This is a genomic window from Streptococcus mitis SK575, assembly GCF_000257865.1.
Lineage (GTDB): Bacteria > Bacillota > Bacilli > Lactobacillales > Streptococcaceae > Streptococcus > Streptococcus mitis_CQ.
Genome location: NZ_AICU01000056.1, coordinates 60,007 through 79,658, shown reverse-complemented (window position 1 = coordinate 79,658; position 19,652 = coordinate 60,007). Strand labels below are relative to the sequence as shown.

Annotated in this window: 19 protein-coding genes and 1 pseudogene; 13 read left to right on the top strand and 7 right to left on the bottom strand. The window is 42.0% G+C overall.

The genetic code is table 11. The annotated features are described in order from the left end of the window. Positions 1-120 precede the first annotated feature (120 nt). From HMPREF1048_RS07665 to HMPREF1048_RS07655, 3 genes and pseudogenes are all read left to right on the top strand, one after another. Positions 121-1,317, top strand: a complete 1,197-nt coding sequence (locus HMPREF1048_RS07665) for a CAP domain-containing protein (RefSeq protein WP_000724618.1) — start codon at positions 121-123, stop codon at positions 1,315-1,317. Between the two features lie 193 nt (positions 1,318-1,510). Continuing rightward, positions 1,511-2,365 (top strand): annotated as a pseudogene (locus tag HMPREF1048_RS07660) (VOC family protein). A gap of 149 nt (positions 2,366-2,514) precedes the next feature. Beyond that, positions 2,515-2,772: a metal-sensitive transcriptional regulator gene (locus HMPREF1048_RS07655; RefSeq protein WP_000185159.1), complete on the top strand. Its 258-nt coding sequence runs from the start codon at positions 2,515-2,517 to the stop codon at positions 2,770-2,772. Positions 2,773-3,065: 293 nt separating this feature from the next. Here HMPREF1048_RS07655 and HMPREF1048_RS07650 read toward each other — a convergent pair whose 3' ends face one another. The 3 genes from HMPREF1048_RS07650 to HMPREF1048_RS07640 are packed head-to-tail and all read right to left on the bottom strand — an operon-like array spanning position 3,066 to position 5,333. Further along, the gene (locus tag HMPREF1048_RS07650) at positions 3,066-3,362 is read right to left on the bottom strand and encodes a rhodanese-like domain-containing protein (protein WP_000449619.1); all 297 of its coding nucleotides are present in this window, start codon (positions 3,360-3,362) and stop codon (positions 3,066-3,068) included. Continuing rightward, the gene (locus tag HMPREF1048_RS07645; protein WP_000691452.1) at positions 3,352-5,007 is read right to left on the bottom strand and encodes an FAD-dependent oxidoreductase; all 1,656 of its coding nucleotides are present in this window, start codon (positions 5,005-5,007) and stop codon (positions 3,352-3,354) included. Before HMPREF1048_RS07645 ends, HMPREF1048_RS07650 begins: the two co-directional genes overlap by 11 nt. 20 nt (positions 5,008-5,027) lie before the next feature. Beyond that, positions 5,028-5,333, bottom strand: coding sequence for a rhodanese-like domain-containing protein (locus HMPREF1048_RS07640; protein WP_000468857.1), 306 nt, complete (start codon positions 5,331-5,333; stop codon positions 5,028-5,030). 185 nt (positions 5,334-5,518) lie between these two features. Between HMPREF1048_RS07640 and HMPREF1048_RS07635 the strand changes: the two genes are divergently transcribed. From HMPREF1048_RS07635 to HMPREF1048_RS07590, 10 genes are all read left to right on the top strand, one after another. Further along, a complete protein-coding gene (locus HMPREF1048_RS07635; RefSeq protein WP_000614983.1) occupies positions 5,519-6,283 on the top strand; it encodes a nucleoside phosphorylase in 765 nt (254 codons plus the stop codon). Between the two features lie 33 nt (positions 6,284-6,316). Continuing rightward, the gene (locus HMPREF1048_RS07630) at positions 6,317-7,696 is read left to right on the top strand and encodes a TrkH family potassium uptake protein (RefSeq protein WP_000897709.1); all 1,380 of its coding nucleotides are present in this window, start codon (positions 6,317-6,319) and stop codon (positions 7,694-7,696) included. Between the two features lie 13 nt (positions 7,697-7,709). Beyond that, on the top strand, positions 7,710-8,375 hold the full coding sequence (locus HMPREF1048_RS07625; RefSeq protein ID WP_001283901.1) for a potassium channel family protein: 666 nt from the start codon (positions 7,710-7,712) through the stop codon (positions 8,373-8,375). Positions 8,376-8,530: 155 nt separating this feature from the next. Further along, complete coding sequence (locus tag HMPREF1048_RS07620; protein ID WP_000771885.1) at positions 8,531-9,547, top strand: glycosyltransferase family 2 protein; 1,017 nt, start codon at positions 8,531-8,533, stop codon at positions 9,545-9,547. 115 nt (positions 9,548-9,662) lie between these two features. Next, positions 9,663-12,800 carry an SSURE domain-containing protein gene (locus tag HMPREF1048_RS07615; RefSeq protein ID WP_000671401.1) on the top strand — a complete coding sequence of 1,046 codons (3,138 nt, stop codon included), beginning with the start codon at positions 9,663-9,665 and terminating at the stop codon, positions 12,798-12,800. 123 nt (positions 12,801-12,923) lie between these two features. Continuing rightward, a complete protein-coding gene (locus tag HMPREF1048_RS07610; protein ID WP_000520648.1) occupies positions 12,924-13,622 on the top strand; it encodes a response regulator transcription factor in 699 nt (232 codons plus the stop codon). Beyond that, on the top strand, positions 13,619-14,671 hold the full coding sequence (locus tag HMPREF1048_RS07605) for a HAMP domain-containing sensor histidine kinase (protein ID WP_000769765.1): 1,053 nt from the start codon (positions 13,619-13,621) through the stop codon (positions 14,669-14,671). The genes HMPREF1048_RS07610 and HMPREF1048_RS07605 overlap by 4 nt, the downstream gene beginning before the upstream one ends. A 194-nt stretch (positions 14,672-14,865) precedes the next feature. After that, positions 14,866-15,477: a 30S ribosomal protein S4 gene (gene rpsD, locus HMPREF1048_RS07600; protein WP_000092756.1), complete on the top strand. Its 612-nt coding sequence runs from the start codon at positions 14,866-14,868 to the stop codon at positions 15,475-15,477. A 174-nt stretch (positions 15,478-15,651) separates the two neighbouring features. Further along, positions 15,652-15,939, top strand: coding sequence for a type II toxin-antitoxin system RelB/ParD family antitoxin (gene relB / locus HMPREF1048_RS07595; RefSeq protein ID WP_001101477.1), 288 nt, complete (start codon positions 15,652-15,654; stop codon positions 15,937-15,939). Next, positions 15,929-16,276 carry a type II toxin-antitoxin system RelE/ParE family toxin gene (locus HMPREF1048_RS07590; RefSeq protein ID WP_000395514.1) on the top strand — a complete coding sequence of 116 codons (348 nt, stop codon included), beginning with the start codon at positions 15,929-15,931 and terminating at the stop codon, positions 16,274-16,276. The genes relB and HMPREF1048_RS07590 overlap by 11 nt, the downstream gene beginning before the upstream one ends. Positions 16,277-16,649: 373 nt before the next feature. Here HMPREF1048_RS07590 and HMPREF1048_RS07585 read toward each other — a convergent pair whose 3' ends face one another. The 4 genes from HMPREF1048_RS07585 to HMPREF1048_RS07570 form a co-directional block, all read right to left on the bottom strand. Then, positions 16,650-17,915, bottom strand: coding sequence for a tyrosine-type recombinase/integrase (locus tag HMPREF1048_RS07585; protein ID WP_001031496.1), 1,266 nt, complete (start codon positions 17,913-17,915; stop codon positions 16,650-16,652). A 111-nt stretch (positions 17,916-18,026) separates the two neighbouring features. Then, on the bottom strand, positions 18,027-18,284 hold the full coding sequence (locus HMPREF1048_RS07580) for a MerR family transcriptional regulator (RefSeq protein WP_000339502.1): 258 nt from the start codon (positions 18,282-18,284) through the stop codon (positions 18,027-18,029). 13 nt (positions 18,285-18,297) lie between these two features. After that, positions 18,298-19,410: a CHAP domain-containing protein gene (locus tag HMPREF1048_RS07575; protein WP_000734464.1), complete on the bottom strand. Its 1,113-nt coding sequence runs from the start codon at positions 19,408-19,410 to the stop codon at positions 18,298-18,300. A 16-nt stretch (positions 19,411-19,426) separates the two neighbouring features. After that, positions 19,427-19,651, bottom strand: a complete 225-nt coding sequence (locus tag HMPREF1048_RS07570; protein WP_001092961.1) for a hypothetical protein — start codon at positions 19,649-19,651, stop codon at positions 19,427-19,429. Position 19,652 lies beyond the last annotated feature (1 nt).

The following is a 19,652-nucleotide window of genomic DNA, read 5'->3' as shown; positions in this document are numbered from 1 at the left end:
CTTTTGGGGTGAATATCATTTGCCTCATGACATTGGTAGAAACGGGCAAATAGTAGGGGAATATGATATAATCTAATAGTGAAAATACCTGTCCTATCCAAAGGATAAAAGGAGAAAAAGATGAAGAAAATTGTATTTGCTAGCGCCTTGGCTTTGACCTTGGCAGGAGCAGTTTTGACAACTGATGTTTTTGCGAATGACAGACTGGTGGCAACACAATCTATTAATGGTAAAAATGAAAATGTATTGACCTCAGAGGTGCTAAAACCTTCTAGTGGCAACGTTTTGGTTGGAATCAAGGGAGAATTTTTGACTCCAAATAAACAAGCTATTTTGGATGCAATCAATAAAATTCGTAAGGAAGCAGCTGATGAAGGTTTGGTAGATAAGTATGTCCCTATTAAATGGTCTACTGATCTTGAGAAGACTGCTTTTGTACGCGCTACTGAGGTGTCAGTAACTTTAAAACCTGAGCGTCTTTCTACAAAAGAAATCTGGACTGCTTTTCCATCTAGTAATAGTATAAGAGGAGAAGCTTTAGATGTGAACTATGAAGGTTTTCTAAAAGCAATTGAAAACTGGCATGCTGAGAAGGCGAATTATGTAGCGAAAAAGAAGGGTGGAACCTCTAAAGAATTTACAGGTTATTATGAGGTTTTGATCAATTCTAAATTTACCTATGTGGGTCTCGCAGCCTTTAAAAACGCAGCTAGCTCTCAGCAAGTAGCGACGATTTCTTTAGCTTTAGGTGATGATGCTTCTTCAGAGGAATTGGCTGGTGGATATGGCTCTGCTATTCAGTATACAGAAGTGACTGCCTCAAACCTTTCAACCGTTAAAAGTAAAGCTACGGTTGTAGAAAAATCGTTGAAAGATTTTAGAACATCTACATCTAGTCAGTCTGGCTGGGTACAATCTAATGGGAAATGGTATTTTTATGAATCTGGTGATTTGAAGACAGGCTGGGTGAAAACGGGTGGCAAATGGTACTACTTGAATGATTTAGGTGTCATGCAGACTGGATTTGTAGAAGTTGATGGAACATGGTATTTCCTTGATAGTTCAGGCGCGATGTTTACAGGCTGGGGAACAGATGGTAGCAGATGGTTCTACTTTGATGGCTCAGGAGCTATGAAGACAGGCTGGTATAAGGAAAATGGTACTTGGTATTATCTTGATCAATCAGGTGTCATGAAGACAGGTTGGTTTAAAGTAGGCAAGTACTGGTACTATGCATATGGTTCAGGAGCTTTGGCAGTCAGCACAACAACACCAGATGGTTACCGTGTAAATGGTAATGGTGAATGGGTAAACTAGGCTGAAAATGTCAGGCCATAGGTAAAGTATTCATCTTACTTAGAAAAAAGAATGAACGATAAGAAAGAGGTTGATGGCGAACATTGGCCTCTTTTTGTTAGAATATAGGCTTCAAGTTGTCTGACTTGACTTTCTTGATGGAAATTATATAATAGTTGTAATAACAATAATTACAACAAAAAGAGGACCATTTATGACCTATGAATATAAGAGCCACATTTATTTGGCAGAGGCAGCTTTGAATGTAAAGGATTTGGTCAGTCAAACAGCCTTTTATCAGCAGATTATTGGTTTAGAAATCTTATCTCAAACGTATACAGAGGCCATTCTAGGAAGCGGTGGAAAAGCCTTGGTACACTTGATTTAAGTACAAGAGAGTGGTGACGTAAGGGAACATTATGGTCTTTACCATCTGGCTATTCTCTTGCCGTCACGAAAGACTTTGGCTGATATCTTGAAACACCTGACAGATTTACAGATTCCTCTTGTGGGCGGTGCAGACCATGGTTACAGTGAGGCCCTTTACTTGGAGGATTTAGAGGGAAATGGTATTGAACTCTATCGAGACAAGCCGGTTTCTACATGGGATATTCGAGAAGATGGACGCATTATCGGGGTGACTGAGGTTCTTGCGGCGCAGGATATCTATGAGTTGGGGGAAAGAGTAGAGCCTTTTATCCTAGCAGAAGGTACGAGAATGGGGCATATCCACCTGTCCGTTAAGGATAGTCGAAAGTCCAGCCAGTTTTATCAAAAGGTGTTAGGGCTAGAGGATAAGTTCAGTGTACCTAGTGCTAGTTGGATTGCAGCTGGGGACTACCATCATCATTTAGCAGTCAATGAATGGGGAGGAAAAGGTCTGGATCCGCGTAAGCAAGGTTTGCCAGGTTTGGCCTATTATGTTATTGAAGTCGCACATAAAGAAGAACTGTTAACGATTGCGCAACGAGCACAAGAAGTTGATGCACCAATCAAGTGGCTGACATCAAGCCAGTTGGAAGTGACAGATCCAGACGGAATCGTGACCCGTGTTCGCTTAGATAGATAAAACTAGGAATTTCTATCAAGTTATCAGCATAGGTAATTTGCCTTTTGAAAAGTCTTTGATAACAGAACTGCGTGAGCCGGATAGGCGAGAATTTTGACAAAGGAGCTGATTAGAGATATAATGAAGAAAAATCGAGCAAGGAAAAAGAAATGACAAACTCAAAGTATATTACTCGTTTGAAACGTTCAGAGGGTCAGTTGCGTGGGATTCAAAAGATGATTGAAGAAGATCGTGACTGTGCTGATATTGTTACGCAACTAACAGCCGTGAAATCTAGTGTAGAGCGCGTGATTGAGATGATAATTACCGAAAACCTTACTGAATGCATCAACCAGCCGCTAGATGATCCTGAAGCTCAAAAGGAACGCCTAGAAAAGGCTATCCGATACTTGATTAAACGGAAATAAAGAGATGAGAGTTGCAAAGATCTCTGCTATTAGAATAGTTGAATGTGAATCAAGAGAGGCTGGAAAAAGTCTTTCAAATAAGAAAAACGCATAGTATCAGGTGTTGAAAGCTTGATACTATGCGTTTTGTTATGTAGAGACTTATACTCTTCGAAAATCTCTTCAAACCGCGTCAACGTCGCCTTGCCGTACTCAAGTATAGCCTGCGGCTAGTTTCCTAGTTTGCTCTTTGATTTTCATTGAGTATTACTTCACTTTCTCCTGAAATTGAGTTTTTGCCCAGCTCCTTTTGATTATTCTACTTGCCCTAGCCAAGCATTCATACCACCTTCTACATTGATAACGTTGAGGCCTTGGGCGCTGAGAAATTGACAGGCAGAGGCAGAACGCACTCCACCTTGACAGATGACATGGTATTCATGGTCAGGTTTGAGTTCTTTGTAGCCTTGTTCCAAGGTACTTAACGGAAGATTTTTGGCACCTGGTGCATGTCCTGCTTGGAATTCATGTACTTCACGGACATCGATAAGCTCTAGATTTTCATTTTGATATTTTTCATAAAAGTCAGCCATGCTGATATTAGTTTCCATATTCTACTCCTTCTGGCTTAGCCATTTTGTATAGTGAATAAGCGCCGTCAAGGTTTTGGACGGTAAATCCTGCTTGTTTGAGGATACGCTCTGCGATATAGCTGCGTAAACCACTGTGGCAGCTAACGATGTAGGCTTGGTTCTTGTCCAGTTCGTCCAAGCGCTCCCGTAGTTCGTTTAGGGGGATGTGGATGGTATCGACTTTGAGTCTACCACTTTGGAATTCGCCACTTGTCCGTACATCAAGGAATTTCTTACCTTTAGCCAGTTCGTCTTCGAGCTGATACCATTGAATATTGTCGCTGAGACCTTCGATAAGGTTCAAGGCTGCGTAGCCCAGCATATTGACGGGATCCTTGGCAGAGCCAAATGGTGGCGCATAGGTGAACTCCAATTCTGGTAAGTCAAAGACGGTGAGATTTCCCTTGATAGCAGTTGCTAGGATATCGATTCGTTTGTCAACGCCTTTCTTCCCGACTCCTTGGGCACCGTAGATTTTTCCAGTGGTTGGATCAAAGAGGAGCTTCAAGGTCATATCAGTAGCGCCTGGATAATAACTAGCGTGGTCTTTACCGCTGACATGAAGGGCCTTGTAAGGAAGTTGATTCATGCTAAGGATACGCTCTCTGAGACCGGTCGAAGCAGCTGTCATATCAAAGGCACGAACGATAGCAGTGCCGATACCGCCCTTGTTTGTACGTTCTAGGCCTGCGATGACGTCTGCCACTTGGCGTCCCTGACGATTGGCAGGAGAAGCGAGAGAGATGAGAGTATCTTGGCCTGTGATCTCTTGCTTGACGACGATGGCATCCCCAACTGCAAAAATGTCTTTTTGACTGGTTTCATAATGTTCATCGACCAGAATCCCACCTCTAAGTCCCAGTTCAATCCCCGCAGTTTTGGCCAGTTCGTTTTCAGGTTCAACACCGACAGAAAGGATGGTGAGGTCAGAAGCAATCTTTTGACCATTTTCTAGAACGATGATATTTCCTTGCTCTTCAAATCGAACCGCAGACTGAGAAGTGATGACGCGACCGCCATTTTTGACCAATTCTGCTTGGACAAAGGCTGCCATTTCCTGATCTAATGGCGGCAAGACATGGGGTGCTTTCTCCACGATAGTAACTTGCAACCCACGTTTCGCTAGGTTTTCAGCCATTTCAAGTCCGATAAAGCCTGCACCGATAACGACAGCTTCTTTTGGATGATTGTCCAAGGCTGCCATAATTTCATCGAGATCGGGAACATTGCGAAGCGTGTAGGTATTTTTAGTTTCTGCCAAACCCTCAATGGCAGGAACAAATGGTTTATCTCCTGGGGAGAGGATCAACTTGTCGTAGCTTTCTGTGAATTCTTTCCCATCATGACGTACCGTCACAGTGTGTTCTTCTGGCGAAATGCTGATGACCTCATGAAATGGTCGCACATCGAGATTAAAGCGTGCCTTGAGACTTTCAGGAGTTTGGACCAATAAACTATCACGGTTTGCAATTTCTCCTGAAACATAGTAAGGAAGTCCGCAGTTTGCAAAGGAAACAAAGGGACCTTTCTCAAAAATAGTGATTTCAGCGTCTTCCATGAGACGTCTGAGGCGGGTTGCTGCTGACATTCCGCCTGCAACTCCCCCGACAATGATAATTTTCATTGATTTTCTCCTTTATGCTTCTAGATGACTTTTCCTGTCCAAGAGCTCATACCGCCTCGGACATTGATGACATCGTAGCCTTTTTTCTTTAGCTTTTTAGCAGCCATCTTACTACGCACACCAGAATGACAAATGACATAAAGTGTTTCTTTTGTTGTTGGTGTGTAGGAACCAATTTCGGTCAGAGGAACATTCTTGGCATTTTTGATATGACCTCTACGAAATTCCATTGGCGTCCGAACATCTAGTAGCTGAATTGGTTCCTTGAGTTTAGCTTCTAACTCGCTGGTAGAAATACTGTCAATTTTTGTAAATAAGTGAAACATAGGCACCCCCAAATATACCCTTATGGGGTATATTAAACCATGAAGTCAAGCTTTTGTCAAGCAAGTTGTTTTGACTTGGTGGAGATTGGTTGCGATTGTATTGTTTTTCTCCTCAGTTCCTCAGCTTCCTCCTTGACACTCGGTCAGCTTTTGATACAATAGTACAAAATTAGAGGAGGTGGGCTATGATTCAGAAACATGCGATTCCCATTTTAGAGTTTGATGACAATCCTCAGGCGGTTATCATGCCTAATCACGAGGGGCTGGATTTGCACTTGCCCAAGAAGTGCGTCTATGCATTTTTAGGTGAGGAGATTGACCGTTATGCGAGGGAAGTAGGGGCGGACTGTGTCGGCGAATTTGTTTCTGCCACCAAGACTTATCCGGTCTATGTCGTGAACTACAAAGGCGAGGAGATCTGTCTGGCTCAGGCTCCTGTTGGTTCAGCTCCAGCAGCTCAGCTTATGGATTGGTTGATTGGCTATGGTGTGGAGCAGATTATTTCCACTGGAACCTGTGGTGTGCTGGCTGATATAGAAGAAAATGCCTTTCTAGTCCCTGTTCGCGCTCTGCGAGATGAAGGAGCTAGTTATCACTATGTGGCATCTTCTCGTTATATGGAAATTCAGCCAGAGGCTATTGCTGCCATTGAGCAAGTTTTGGAAGTCAGAGGGATTCCCTATGAAGAAGTCATGACCTGGACGACAGACGGTTTTTACCGAGAAACGGCTGAAAAGGTGGCTTATCGCAAGGAAGAAGGCTGTTCTGTTGTAGAAATGGAGTGTTCTGCGCTTGCGGCAGTAGCCCAACTGCGTGGAGTCCTCTGGGGTGAATTGTTGTTCACAGCTGATTCCTTAGCAGATTTGGACCAGTACGATAGTCGTGACTGGGGTTCAGAAGCTTTCGAGAAGGCCTTGGAACTCTGCCTTGAGATAGTCTCTCAGTTCTAGCTTTTCTCCTTCTTTTTATGGTACAATGGATGTATGTTATTCAAATTATTTGTGAAAAAAATTGAAAGAGCCTTGGGCGGACTTTCGCCAGCTCGTCGCATCTTTTTAAGTTTCGCTGGAGTTATTTTTATAGGTTCTCTCCTTTTGAGTCTGCCTTTTGTTCAGGCAAGTAGTTCGCAGGCCACTTATTTTGACCATCTTTTTACGACAGTGTCCATGGTCTGTGTGACTGGCCTTTTTACGCAACCAGTGGCTACGACCTATAATGTCTGGGGGCAGTTGATTTGTATGCTCTTGATACAGATTGGTGGTCTGGGGCTCATGACTTTTATCGGGGTCTTTTATATTCAGGGGAAGCAAAAACTCAGTCTGCGTAGTCGTGAAACCATTCAGGAGAGTTTTAGTTATGGGGAGACTCGGTCGCTGAAGGCCTTTATGCGGTCTATCTTTTTGACGACTTTTCTGGTGGAGGGCTTGGGTGCCTTCCTGCTAAGTTTCCGTTTTATTCCTGAGTTTGGCCTGGGACGAGGCATTTTTACCTCTATCTTTTTAGCCATTTCAGCCTTTTGTAATGCTGGTTTTGATAATTTCGGCAGTAGCAGTTTAGTGGCTTTTCAGACGGATCCCTTGATCAATCTGGTCATTGCTGGCTTGATTATCACAGGTGGTCTCGGCTTTATGGTCTGGTTTGACTTGGCAACCCAGTTTGACAAGAAGAAAAAACGTCGTCTGCGTTTCCACACCAAGCTGGTCCTCTTCTTAACTGCAGGGATCCTGCTGTTTGGGACAGTATCCACACTCTTTACGGAGTGGCACAATCCAGGAACGATTGGTAATCTCAGTGTTCCAGAGAAAGTGTTGGTGAGCTTTTTCCAAACCGTCAGCATGAGAACGGCCGGTTTTGCTTCTATTGACTATACTCAAGCTCGGCCTGTGACCTTGTTTATCTATATCCTACAGATGTTTCTCGGAGGGGCGCCTGGAGGGACGGCTGGGGGGCTCAAGATTACGACTTTCTTTGTCTTGTTGGTCTTTGCTCGAAGTGAATTACTGGGCTTACCTCATGCTAATGTTGCGCAGAGAACCATTGAGGCTCGTACAGTCCAAAAATCCTTTAGTGTTTTTATTATCTTTTTGATGACCTTCTTGTTGGGCTTGATATTGTTAGGAATTACGGCAGAAGGGACACCGCGATTTATCTACCTTATGTTTGAGACCATTTCTGCCCTTGCGACAGTTGGGGTTACGGCAAATCTAACTCCAGAACTGGGCAAGTTGGCTCTCAGCATTGTCATGGTGCTCATGTTTATCGGCCGTATCGGTCCCTTGACCTTGCTGGTTAGTCTAGCGGATTACCAGCCTGATAAGAAAGATTTGATTCAGTATATGAAAGCAGATATTAGTATTGGATAAGAAAGGAAGAATGATGTCAGATCGTACGATTGGAATTTTAGGCTTGGGGATTTTCGGGAGTAGTGTCCTGGCGGCCCTAGCCAAGCAAGATATGAATATCATTGCTATTGATGACCACGCAGAGCGCATCAATCAATTTGAGCCAGTTTTGGCGCGTGGAGTTGTGGGCGATATTACAGATGAGGAACTCCTCAGAACTGCAGGAATTGATACCTGTGATACGGTTGTAGTGGCAACAGGGGAAAATCTGGAGTCGAGTGTGCTTGCAGTTATGCATTGTAAGAGTTTAGGGGTACCAAGGGTTATTGCCAAGGTCAAAAGCCAGACAGCCAAGAAGGTGCTAGAAAAAATCGGTGCTGACTCGGTGATTTCACCTGAGTATGAAATGGGGCAGTCTCTAGCGCAGACTATTCTCTTTCATAATAATGTTGATGTCTTTCAGCTGGATAAAAATGTGTCTATCGTGGAGATGAAAATTCCGAGTGTTTGGGCAGGTCAAAGCCTGAGTCAGCTAGATTTACGTGGCAAATACAACCTCAATGTCCTAGGATTTCGTGAACAAGAAAATTCACCCTTGGATGTCCAGTTTGGCCCTAATGATCTCTTGAGGTCAGATGCCTATATCTTGGCGGTCATTAACAACCAGTATCTAGATGACTTGGCAGAATTAAATGCGTAAGGAGGGGGATCCCCTCTTTTTTGATGTCCAAAATAGAAAATAGAGATAGCAACCCTTGTATTCCAGTAAAAGTCCTTCAGAAGCTGGACTTTATGGTAGAATAGAAAGAAGTGACAAGAGTATAAGAAAAAATCAGTCCCCTAAAGGAGTAGATTATGAAGTTATTGTCTATCGCCATCCCTAGCTATAATGCCGCTGCCTATCTTCATTACTGTGTGGAGTCGCTAGTGATTGGTGGTGAGCAAGTTGAGATTTTGATTATCAATGACGGGTCTCAGGACCAGACTCAGGAAATCGCTGAGCGTTTAGCCAGCAAGTATCCCAGCATCGTTAGAGCCATCTATCAGGAAAATAAAGGCCATGGCGGTGCGGTCAATCGCGGCTTAGCGGAGGCTTCTGGTCGTTATTTTAAAGTAGTTGATAGTGATGACTGGGTGGATCCTCGTGCTTACCTAAAGATTCTTGAAACCTTGCAGGAACTAGAGAGTGAAGGTCAAGAGGTGGATGCCTTTGTGACCAATTTTGTCTATGAAAAGGAAGGTCAGTCTCGTAAGAAGAGTATGAGTTACGAGTCAGTCTTGCCTGTCCAGCAGATTTTTAGCTGGGACCAGGTCGGAAATTTCTCCAAAGGCCAGTATATCATGATGCACTCGCTGATTTACCGGACAGATTTGTTGCGAGCGAGCCAGTTCCAATTGCCTGAGCATACTTTTTATGTCGATAATCTCTTTGTCTTTACCCCCCTTCAGCAGGTCGAGACTATGTACTATCTGCCTGTCGATTTCTATCGTTATTTGATTGGGCGTGAGGACCAGTCTGTCAATGAGCAAGTGATGATTAAGCGAATTGACCAGCAACTCAAGGTTAATCGTCTTTTAGTAGATCAGCTTGATTTATCTAAAGTAAGCCACCCCAAAATGCGAGAATATCTGCTGAATCATATTGAAATCACGACGGTGATTTCCAGTGCCCTACTCAACCGAGCAGGCACAGCAGAGCATCTGGCTAAAAAACGGGAGCTGTGGACCTATATTCAGCAGGAAAATCCAGAGGTCTTTCAGGCTATCCGCAAGACCATGTTGAGCCGTTTGACCAAACATTCGGTCTTGCCAGCTCGCAAACTTTCCAATGTTGTCTATCAAATCACCAAGTCTGTTTATGGATTTAATTAATATAAGTATTTTATAAGAGGGATTTAAGAAAAATTTTAACTTTTTCTTAATCCTTTTTAATTTTAGGAGATTATACTAGAGTCATCAAATAAAGAAAAACTCTAAGGAGAATCCTATGAAATTCAATCCAAATCAAAGATATACTCGTTGGTCTATTCGCCGTCTCAGTGTCGGTGTTGCCTCAGTTGTTGTAGCCAGTGGCTTTTTTGTCCTAGTTGGTCAGCCAAGTTCTGTACGTGCCGATGTGGTCAATCCAACCCCTGCCCAAGTCGTGCCAGACACTGCTTCGGTGAGTGAAAAGAGTGACTTACCAGCAGAACTTCTCAAAGAAGCAGTCGATACAGCTCTTCCTTCAGAACAGGCAGACTCAGCACCTAAAGCAAGCTTGGATGCTACAAGCTCTCCAGAAAAAGTGAATGTAGCTGATAAAGACCAAGTGCAAGTAAAACCAGAATCTAAGAAAGAAACAGAGGATGCGGTTAAACCTGCGACAAATCCTGCGCCTACAGTTTCTGGACAAGACCGTGAAGCAAATGAAGCTCAACCAGCAACCACCCCAGCTGAAGTCCAAAAAGGTGTGGCCGACAACACTAAAGACACAGTAGATGTTCCAGCCACTTACCTAGACAAAGCTAATTTCCCTGGACCGTTCACAGCTGGCGTCAATCAAGTTATTCCATACGAATTCTTCGCTGGTGACGGTATGTTGACTCGCCTTATCTTGAAGGCTTCAGATAAGGCTCCATGGTCAGACAATGGTTCAGCTAAAAATCCAGCCCTTCCACCAGTAGAAAAATTGGGCAAAGGTCTTTACTTCTACGAAGTGGACTTGGCCGGTACTCAAGGTAAATCTGATAAAGAGCTTCTAGACCTCTTGAAACAAAACGGTACTCAAAGCTATAAAGCAACTATCAAAGTGTACGGTGCAAAAGACGGCAAGGCTGATTTGAGTAATCTCGTAGCGACAAAAGATTTGAATGTCAACTTGAATGGCTTGACTACTCCAGCTGAAGTTCAAAAAGGCGTGGCTGACAATACCAAAGACACGGTAGATGTTCCAGCTACATACTTGGACAAAGCTAATTTCCCAGGCCCATTCACAGCCGGTGTTAACCAAGTTATTCCGTATGAATTCTTCGCCGGTGATGGTATGTTAACTCGCCTTATCTTGAAAGCATCAGACAAGGCCCCATGGTCAGACAACGGCTCAGCTAAAAATCCAGCCCTTCCACCAGTAGAAAAATTGGGCAAAGGCCTCTACTTCTATGAAGTAGATTTGGCAGGAACTCAAGGTAAATCAGACAAAGATTTGCTTGACCTCTTGAAACAAAATGGCACTCAAAGTTACAAGGCAACTATCAAAGTGTACGGTGCGAAAGACGGCAAGGCTGATTTGCCTAATCTTGTAGCGACAAAAGATTTGGATGTCAACTTGAACGGCTTAACCACTCCAGCTGAAGTCCAAAAAGGTGTGGCTGACAATACCAAAGATACAGTAGATGTTCCAGCTACTTACTTGGATAAAGCCAATTTCCCAGGCCCATTCACAGCCGGTGTCAACCAAGTCATTCCATATGAATTCTTCGCAGGTGACGGTATGTTGACTCGTCTGATTTTGAAAGCCTCAGACAAGGCTCCATGGTCAGACAACGGTTCAGCAAAAAATCCCGCCCTTCCACCAGTAGAAAAATTGGGCAAAGGTCTCTACTTCTATGAAGTGGACTTGGCCGGCACTCAAGGCAAATCTGATAAAGACCTTCTTGACCTCTTGAAACAAAACGGCACTCAAAGCTATAAAGCTACCATCAAAGTGTACGGTGCCAAAGACGGCAAGGCCGATTTGACTAATCTCGTAGCGACTAAGGATTTGGATGTCAATTTGAATGGCTTAACTACTCCAGCTGAAGTGCAAAAAGGCGTGGCCGACAATACTAAAGACACAGTGGATGTTCCGGCTAGCTACCTTGATAAAGCCAACTTCCCTGGCCCATTCACAGCTGGTGTGAATCAAGTTATCCCGTACGAGTTCTTCGCTGGTGACGGTATGTTGACTCGTCTTATCTTGAAAGCATCCGACAAGGCTCCATGGTCAGACAATGGTTCAGCTAAAAATCCAGCTCTTCCACCAGTAGAAAAATTGGGCAAAGGCCTTTACTTCTATGAAGTGGACTTAGCAGGTACTCAAGGCAAATCAGATAAAGAGCTTCTTGACTTGTTGAAACAAAATGGAACTCACAGCTACAAGGCAACTATCAAGGTGTATGGTGCAAAAGACGGCAAGGCAGACTTGAGCAATCTTGTAGCGACTAAGGATTTGGATGTCAACTTGAATGGTTTGACTACTCCAGCTGAAGTTCGAAAAGGTGTGGCAGACAATACTAAAGACACAGTAGATGTCCCAGCTACTTACTTGGACAAAGCCAACTTCCCTGGCCCGTTCACAGCCGGTGTCAACCAAGTCATTCCGTATGAATTCTTTGCTGGTGACGGTATGTTAACCCGCCTTATCTTGAAGGCTTCAGATAAGGCTCCATGGTCAGACAACGGCTCAGCTAAAAATCCAGCCCTTCCACCAGTAGAAAAATTAGGTAAAGGCCTTTACTTCTACGAAGTAGATTTAGCAGGTACTCAAGGCAAATCAGATAAAGAGCTTCTTGACTTGTTGAAACAAAATGGAACTCACAGCTACAAGGCAACTATCAAGGTGTATGGTGCAAAAGACGGCAAGGCAGACTTGAGCAACCTCGTAGCGACTAAGGATTTGACAGTAAACTTGAATGGACATCAGTCTCTTACTCAGATGCAATCAGACTTCGTCCCATCTTCTAATGGTTCAGCTATGCCGGCTCCAATGATGAATAGTCATCAAGATGCATCTAATATGAACGCTCAAATGCCAAGTGCTCATCAAGATGAGATGAAATCTCAAATGCCAGCTGCTAGTCAGGATAAGATGATGCCTAACAAAGAGCAAGACAAAACCATGAATGCTAGCCAGCCAATAGCAACTTCAAGCATGAAACAAGATCAAGCTCCAGCAGCCTCAAGCAAAATGTCTGATGAAGGCAAGATGGCATCTAATAACAAGGTATCAAGTCCAATGATGGTTGCTCAAATGAAAGACCAAAAAGACATGCTTCCATATACTGGTGAAGCCCAAACATCAATGGCTACTATTGGATTCTTTGGATTAGCTTTGGCCGGACTTCTAGGTGGACTCGGTTTGAAAGCTAAAAAAGAGGAAAATGACTAGTCTAGCTACAGCCTTTCTATCTAGGATTTGAAAAATCCAGATATCGTTTAGAATGTTCGTAAAGAGATAAAAATAGTGTTATACTATTGTGGTATAGCACTGTTTTTTTCAAAGGAGAGACAGATGGGAAAGACAATTTTACTCGTTGACGACGAGGTAGAAATCACAGATATTCATCAACGTTATCTGGTTCAGGCAGGATATCAGGTTTTGGTGGCTCATGATGGAGTAGAGGCTTTAGAAATCTTCAAGCGAAAAGCGATTGATTTGATTATTACAGATATCATGATGCCTCGGATGGATGGTTATGACTTGATTAGTGAGGTTCAGTATCAATCTCCAGATCAGCCTTTTCTCTTTATCACGGCTAAGACTAGCGAGCAGGACAAGATTTATGGCCTGAGCTTAGGGGCAGATGACTTTATTGCCAAGCCCTTTAGTCCACGTGAGCTGGTTTTGCGTGTCCACAATATCTTGCGTCGCCTTCATCGTGGAGGTGAGACAGAAGTCGTCAGTCTCGGGGATTTACGGATGAATCACGGTAGTCATGAGGTCCAAGTCGGAGATGTGGCGCTTGATTTGACCGTCAAATCCTTCGAACTTCTATGGCTTTTAGTCAGCAATCCAGAGCGGGTTTTCTCTAAGACAGACCTCTATGAAAAGGTCTGGCAGGAAGACTATGTGGATGACACTAATACCTTGAATGTTCATATTCATGCTCTTCGACAGGAGTTGGCTAAACATGCTAGTGCAGAAACACCGACCATCAAAACCGTCTGGGGCTTGGGCTACAAAATTGAGAAAGCACGAGGTAGTCAATGAAATTAAAAAGTTATATTTTAGTGGGGTATATCATTTCAACACTCCTAACGATTATCGTGGTTTTTTGGGCTGTTCAAAAAATGCTGATTGAGAAAAGCGAGATTTACTTTCTGCTTGGAATGACCATCGTTGCCAGCCTTGTCGGTGCTGGGATTAGTCTCTTTCTCCTGTCGCCGGTCTTTACTTCATTGGGCAAACTTAAGGAACATGCCAAGCGGGTAGCGGACAAGGACTTTCCATCAAATCTGGAAGTTCAAGGACCTGTAGAATTCCAGCAATTAGGCCAAGCTTTCAATGAAATGTCCCATGATTTGCAGGCCACCTTTGATTCCTTGGAAGAAAGCGAACGAGAAAAGGGCTTGATGATTGCTCAACTTTCGCATGATATCAAGACCCCCATCACTTCAATCCAAGCGACGGTAGAAGGGATTTTGGATGGGGTTATCAAGGAAGGAGAACAGGAGCATTATCTAGCAACCATTGGACGTCAGACTGAAAGACTCAATAAACTGGTTGAGGAGTTGAATTTTTTGACCCTAAACACAGCTAGAAATCAGGTCGAAACGACCAGCAAGGACAGTATTTTTCTGGACCAGCTCTTGATTGAGTGCATGAGTGAATTTCAATTCTTGATTGAGCAGGAGGAGCGAGATGTTCATTTACAGGTAATCCCAGAGTCTGCCCGGATTGAGGGAGATTATGCCAAGCTTTCTCGCATCTTGGTGAATCTGGTCAATAATGCTTTTAAATACTCAGCTCCAGGAACCAAGCTGGAAGTGGTGGCTAAGCTGGAAAATAACCAGCTTTCAATCAGTGTGACCGATGAGGGACAGGGGATTGCCCCAGAGGATTTGGAGAATATTTTCAAACGCCTTTATCGTGTAGAAACTTCTCGTAACATGAAGACAGGTGGTCATGGCTTGGGTCTTGCGATTGCGCGTGAATTGGCCCATCAATTGGGTGGAGAAATCACAGTCAGCAGCCAGTACGGTCTAGGAAGCACCTTTACCCTCCTTCTCAATCTCTCTGGCAGTGAAAATAAAGCTTAAAACCCCTTTACAAATCTAGCCATTCATGGTAGAATGGATTTTGTGCGAAATATCAGCAGGAAAGCATGAAGCTCGTCAACAGGTGTCTTATGATAAGTAACCTTGGCTGTTTAGGCGAAGGGCATCTGCACGAATCAGGGCTCTCTAAGTGACTATTTCCACCGAAATATTATTTATATCAGGAGGACATTCACATGTCACGTTATACAGGACCATCTTGGAAACAAGCTCGTCGCCTTGGCCTTTCACTTACAGGTACAGGTAAAGAATTGGCACGTCGTAACTACGTACCAGGACAACACGGACCAAACAACCGTTCAAAATTGTCAGAATACGGTTTGCAATTGGCTGAAAAACAAAAACTTCGTTTCACTTACGGTGTAGGTGAAAAACAATTCCGTAACTTGTTCGTACAAGCTACAAAAATCAAAGGCGGAATCCTAGGTTTCAACTTCATGCTTCTTTTGGAACGTCGTTTGGATAACGTTGTTTACCGTCTTGGTCTTGCGACTACTCGTCGTCAAGCTCGTCAATTCGTAAACCACGGGCACATCCTTGTTGACGGAAAACGCGTTGATATCCCATCATACCGCGTAACTCCAGGTCAAGTGATCTCAGTTCGTGAAAAATCATTGAAAGTTCCAGCTATCCTTGAAGCAGTAGAAGCTACTCTTGGACGTCCAGCATTCGTATCATTCGATGCTGAAAAATTGGAAGGTTCATTGACTCGCTTGCCAGAACGCGATGAAATCAATCCAGAAATCAACGAAGCACTTGTCGTTGAATTCTACAACAAGATGTTGTAATATTTTATTGAATAAGATAGGCTTTAGAGCCTTGATATTAAGCACTTTGGGACGCTCTCCCTTAGTGCTTTTTTACATTTTACAATAGCTTTTAAGCATACAGCTATAAGTATCTATACGCGACTAGACCTGTATAGTTTAAAGTGATATAATAGTCTAAAAGGAGATACTACTATGAATGTTTTAGAAAAAAACACACAGGTAAACTTTAAGACTAACAGAGACTTGTTAGAGAAAGCTAAAGCTATTATCACAGCGCAAAATCTTGATATGACAGCTAGTTTTAACTTGTTTTTAGAACACATTGTAGAAAATAAAGCCTTGCCATTTGAAACTCAAGTAGACAAAGAAAGAGAAGAACTTCTATTAGGATTGCGTGCCGAAATTGCCCGTAGCTTTGAGGATTTAGAACATGGAAGGACTTACAGCCTTGATGAAGTGAGGGCTAACCTTGGAATTTAACGAGAACTCATATAGCCTTATTATCTCTGAAACGGTACAAGAACAGCTAAGAGGTATTAAAGATTATATCTCAGCTAACTACTTTTCAGAACAGGCAGGAGCAAACACAGTTAAGAATATTCTTTATGGTTTGGAGCGTCTTGAAGTTTTTCCGGAAGCAGGATTTGATGCTGATGAAAGAGTAGGAGGGATTATATACCCACCCCACAAAACCAGATGCATCATTTTAGGCGATTACCTAGCCTTCTATCATATTTTAGAGGATAGAAAAGCTGTCTTTGTATCAGATATTATTCATAGCAAACAGGATTACATTCGCTTGTTCAAGAAAAAATAGTGCATATTATTGAACTGCGTTTTGGATTCCAAAAATTTTAGAAAAGATTACTCTATTTCAAAAATTTTTAGGAATGAAAATATAAAAAAAGAGAAACTTCATTATGAGGTTTCTCTTGCTTTTAATCGTCTGAATCAATATTCTTATTTCAAAAAAAGGTAGTGAAAAAGGTAGTGATTCGAATGATTTTTATTGCAATGTACTGAAATTAACAAAAAGAAAAAACGCTAATCAAGCGTTTTTCTTCTGTATTGATTCGTATTGAATGCTTACTTAACTTCTGTAAGGGTTAAATAATCGGCCTGTACCCCTTGTCATATCAAGGAGTATAGGTTTTTGAAGAAAAAAGGTAGTGATAAAGGTAGTGATTGTATTAATCTGTGAGTTCTTGTAATTTATCCAGAAAAATATCAACTGCTTCGAATTTTTTCTTTGGTGCTAGTTCAGCATATGTATCCATAGTTGTGGTAATAGACTTATGTCCCATCCTATGTTGTAGCTCTTTCCAGTTAGTTCCGGCATTGAGCATCATAGAGGCATGTGTATGTCGGAATAGGTGAAACCCATAATTTGGTAGTCCCAATTCGATAAGTCGTTTTTTTAGAGTTGCACGCTCATTTCTATCACACATATAATTTCCATAAATCGTAGGAAATATCAATTTGGATCTTGGTAAATGATGTTCTTTAAAATAGAGATTCATTTCTTGATGAAATTCCCTTAGTCCTTCTAAAGTTGATATCGGAACAGCAACTCTACGATTACCGGCATCAGTTTTAGGAGAATTCTTACAAATAATCCCTCCTTTTTGGTTCAATTTTTTATTAGCACTTTTCCACATTAAAGTTTTATTGACAATGATTTCATTAGTTTCAAAATCAAGATCAGTAATTTCTAAAGCTAATAGTTCATTGATTCGTAGTGCTGAAGCCAGTAATGTATTACAAATGATTTTAAACCGCCGATTTGCTCTCGTGTTTGGTAGTGTGTCAAGGTAAGCTAGCCAAAGTTTTAAATCCTCATCATGAAGGACCATGATACGTTCTTTAATGGCTTTGGGTTTTGGTGGTATCTTGATTGTCTTTGCAGGATTGGTTTTCAAACCGCAATTTGTTATTCCAAAATCAAAAATATCACTCATTTTATGTGCCATTGCACCAAAATCTTTTGCACTGCCTTTCGGGGCACGTTTTTTTCCAGATTCAATTGCTTGTTTGGCTTTTTTTACTAATCGATTTAGCCATAATTGAATATCTGATGCTTCGATCTGCTCAGGTTTATAATTGCCAAATTGTGGAATGATGTAAGTATCTAAGTACCCTCGAACACGGTTTATTGTGTTTTGCGAAGATACCCAAGTTTTAAAATGGCTAAACCAAAATTCAGCTAAACTTTCAAAATTACCAATTTGGATAGTTTCTTTAATAGTTGACCCAGATTTTTCAAATTGAATTTTGGATTCAACAATTTTTCTATCTAAAGCTTTTAATGTTTTAGCAGTGATTGTTCTTGTAATTCGCTTACCAGTCTTAATATCTGTTCCGATATAAACACCTTTGATTGAATAGCTTATTTCACCGTTCTGCTTGGTAGTTTTTATAACTTTTTTATTGTTGTGTTGAATGGTTTCTTTATTCATATTGCCTCTTAATTCGGATATTTAAAAGACTAAAATAAGACCCTCACCTTCTTTTAAGATGATTTTATTTTAGCATATTCCTGAGTTGTTTGTTGCATTCCTGCTTTACTATTAAGTTGATAGAAATTTAATGATGTCTTGCCGTTTATAGTAGACTGTTCTCGTTCCTTCAATAGGTGGTTCCAGACGAGCTAGTCCTTTTCTTTCCCAACTCTTCAGCGTGTTAGGTGATATATTCAATTCTTTTAGAACTTCTTTTTGAGTTATAATTTCCAAGTGATTGGAGTTGCTTTTTTTGTCAAGAAGGTTCACCAATACTTGAAGAAGATTTTCAATTTTATCTAGTTTTACTTGTTGTAGTGCATCCATATAATTATCCTTTCTAATGTCCAATAACATAGGTAAATTGTTTGGCAGTTTCTGCATCAAATGTGCGGTAACTAATTATTCCTAACCCTTTTACATTACACTCTGAGACGAGAATTGAACCATCTGATTTGACCTGTTCCACAAATGAAATGTGTCCGTATATTGGATCAGCTCCAGCTTGTCCAGGGCTAAATGATAGAGCAGAGTGCTCTGTTGGTGTGTGGGTTGTTGTAAAGCCTGGTTTATTCATCCATTGTCCACCATTTCCCATAAATGGATCAAAGTTGACTCCGACTTGTTTTCCACGGTTGAAGACATACCAGGTACATTGTCCCCATGGATAAGTGCTTGTGATATAGCCAGTAGTGTCAATAGCTGTTGTTAGACTGTAGCCAACAGGGATATCGTTTGAAGTTACTCCTCCACCATCTCTAGTTTTTCCTGTAGTTTGTTCAGGAGCTTTTGGAGTTCCTCCATGTTCATCAATGAAGGCATCCAGTTTTTGCATGGTTTCTGCACGTCTTTTTCCGGATCCTGTAGTATCTGTGAAATAAACACCACCATCGGTAGAAGGATTTAGAGTACCATTCGCAAACTTTTTAGCCTTGTCATCTTGAATTTTGAAGGTTTGGTTTTTATTTCCAATGATGGTTTGTTGGGTTAGTCCGACAACCGCAACCTCGTCATTAAAGTTATTGGCATATTCTGGATTGGAATCATAAGCCCCAAAACCAAACATATTGGCTCCAGGATTAGTGGCTACCCCAGCAGTTCCAAGGGAACTTTCATTCAGTGCGATCGCAACGATTCCACGGACATCAAGATTAGATTTAGCTTCCCATTCGAGGAGCTTTTTTCCATTAATTCGGTTCTTATCATAGGAGATTCCTAACGTATCTAAAAAGCCGTCTAATTGCTCTGCTGTAATACCGAAGCGATGAACCAGTAGGTTGTGAGTATAGGGATCTCCATCTGACCAGTGATCCGCATAAGTCACTCCATTTTGGGATTGAGGTGAGCCATTCGTTCCACCACCTCCGACAGCCCCCATAAGGATAATGATGATGAGGACCGGTAGAAAGAGAGGAATGAGACCGGCTAATAGAAACCATTTTAGTTTTTTCATCGAATCTCCTTTCTAGTTAATGTCTTATATAAGCAGTGAACAGAACAGTCCCAAAACGCCATTTTGCATCTAAAACGACTGAATAGGACTTAGCCTGTAAGATGATTTTGTCTCTTTCTTGTTCTGATACTGGAAACAAAAGAAGGAAATCGACTGAGCGTTTTCCTTCTTGGTAGGCTTGATAAAGAGTTTCTTCAAGAACTCTTGGAAAAGCAGTTCTTGAGCGTATCTTGGTATTCATA

Excerpts from the sequence above, each read along its gene's own strand:
- HMPREF1048_RS07635 (WP_000614983.1), top strand. The coding sequence starts at position 5,519 with ATGATTCAGAAACATGCGATTCCCATTTTAGAGTTTGATGACAATCCT.
- HMPREF1048_RS07630 (WP_000897709.1), top strand. The coding sequence starts at position 6,317 with ATGTTATTCAAATTATTTGTGAAAAAAATTGAAAGAGCCTTGGGCGGA.
- HMPREF1048_RS07665 (WP_000724618.1), top strand. The coding sequence starts at position 121 with ATGAAGAAAATTGTATTTGCTAGCGCCTTGGCTTTGACCTTGGCAGGA.
- HMPREF1048_RS07640 (WP_000468857.1), bottom strand. The coding sequence starts at position 5,333 with ATGTTTCACTTATTTACAAAAATTGACAGTATTTCTACCAGCGAGTTA.
- HMPREF1048_RS07570 (WP_001092961.1), bottom strand. The coding sequence starts at position 19,651 with ATGAATACCAAGATACGCTCAAGAACTGCTTTTCCAAGAGTTCTTGAA.
- HMPREF1048_RS07605 (WP_000769765.1), top strand. The coding sequence starts at position 13,619 with ATGAAATTAAAAAGTTATATTTTAGTGGGGTATATCATTTCAACACTC.
- rpsD (WP_000092756.1), top strand. The coding sequence starts at position 14,866 with ATGTCACGTTATACAGGACCATCTTGGAAACAAGCTCGTCGCCTTGGC.
- HMPREF1048_RS07650 (WP_000449619.1), bottom strand. The coding sequence starts at position 3,362 with ATGGAAACTAATATCAGCATGGCTGACTTTTATGAAAAATATCAAAAT.
- relB (WP_001101477.1), top strand. The coding sequence starts at position 15,652 with ATGAATGTTTTAGAAAAAAACACACAGGTAAACTTTAAGACTAACAGA.
- HMPREF1048_RS07610 (WP_000520648.1), top strand. The coding sequence starts at position 12,924 with ATGGGAAAGACAATTTTACTCGTTGACGACGAGGTAGAAATCACAGAT.
- HMPREF1048_RS07625 (WP_001283901.1), top strand. The coding sequence starts at position 7,710 with ATGTCAGATCGTACGATTGGAATTTTAGGCTTGGGGATTTTCGGGAGT.
- HMPREF1048_RS07645 (WP_000691452.1), bottom strand. The coding sequence starts at position 5,007 with ATGAAAATTATCATTGTCGGGGGAGTTGCAGGCGGAATGTCAGCAGCA.
- HMPREF1048_RS07580 (WP_000339502.1), bottom strand. The coding sequence starts at position 18,284 with ATGGATGCACTACAACAAGTAAAACTAGATAAAATTGAAAATCTTCTT.
- HMPREF1048_RS07615 (WP_000671401.1), top strand. The coding sequence starts at position 9,663 with ATGAAATTCAATCCAAATCAAAGATATACTCGTTGGTCTATTCGCCGT.
- HMPREF1048_RS07620 (WP_000771885.1), top strand. The coding sequence starts at position 8,531 with ATGAAGTTATTGTCTATCGCCATCCCTAGCTATAATGCCGCTGCCTAT.
- HMPREF1048_RS07655 (WP_000185159.1), top strand. The coding sequence starts at position 2,515 with ATGACAAACTCAAAGTATATTACTCGTTTGAAACGTTCAGAGGGTCAG.
- HMPREF1048_RS07575 (WP_000734464.1), bottom strand. The coding sequence starts at position 19,410 with ATGAAAAAACTAAAATGGTTTCTATTAGCCGGTCTCATTCCTCTCTTT.
- HMPREF1048_RS07585 (WP_001031496.1), bottom strand. The coding sequence starts at position 17,915 with ATGAATAAAGAAACCATTCAACACAACAATAAAAAAGTTATAAAAACT.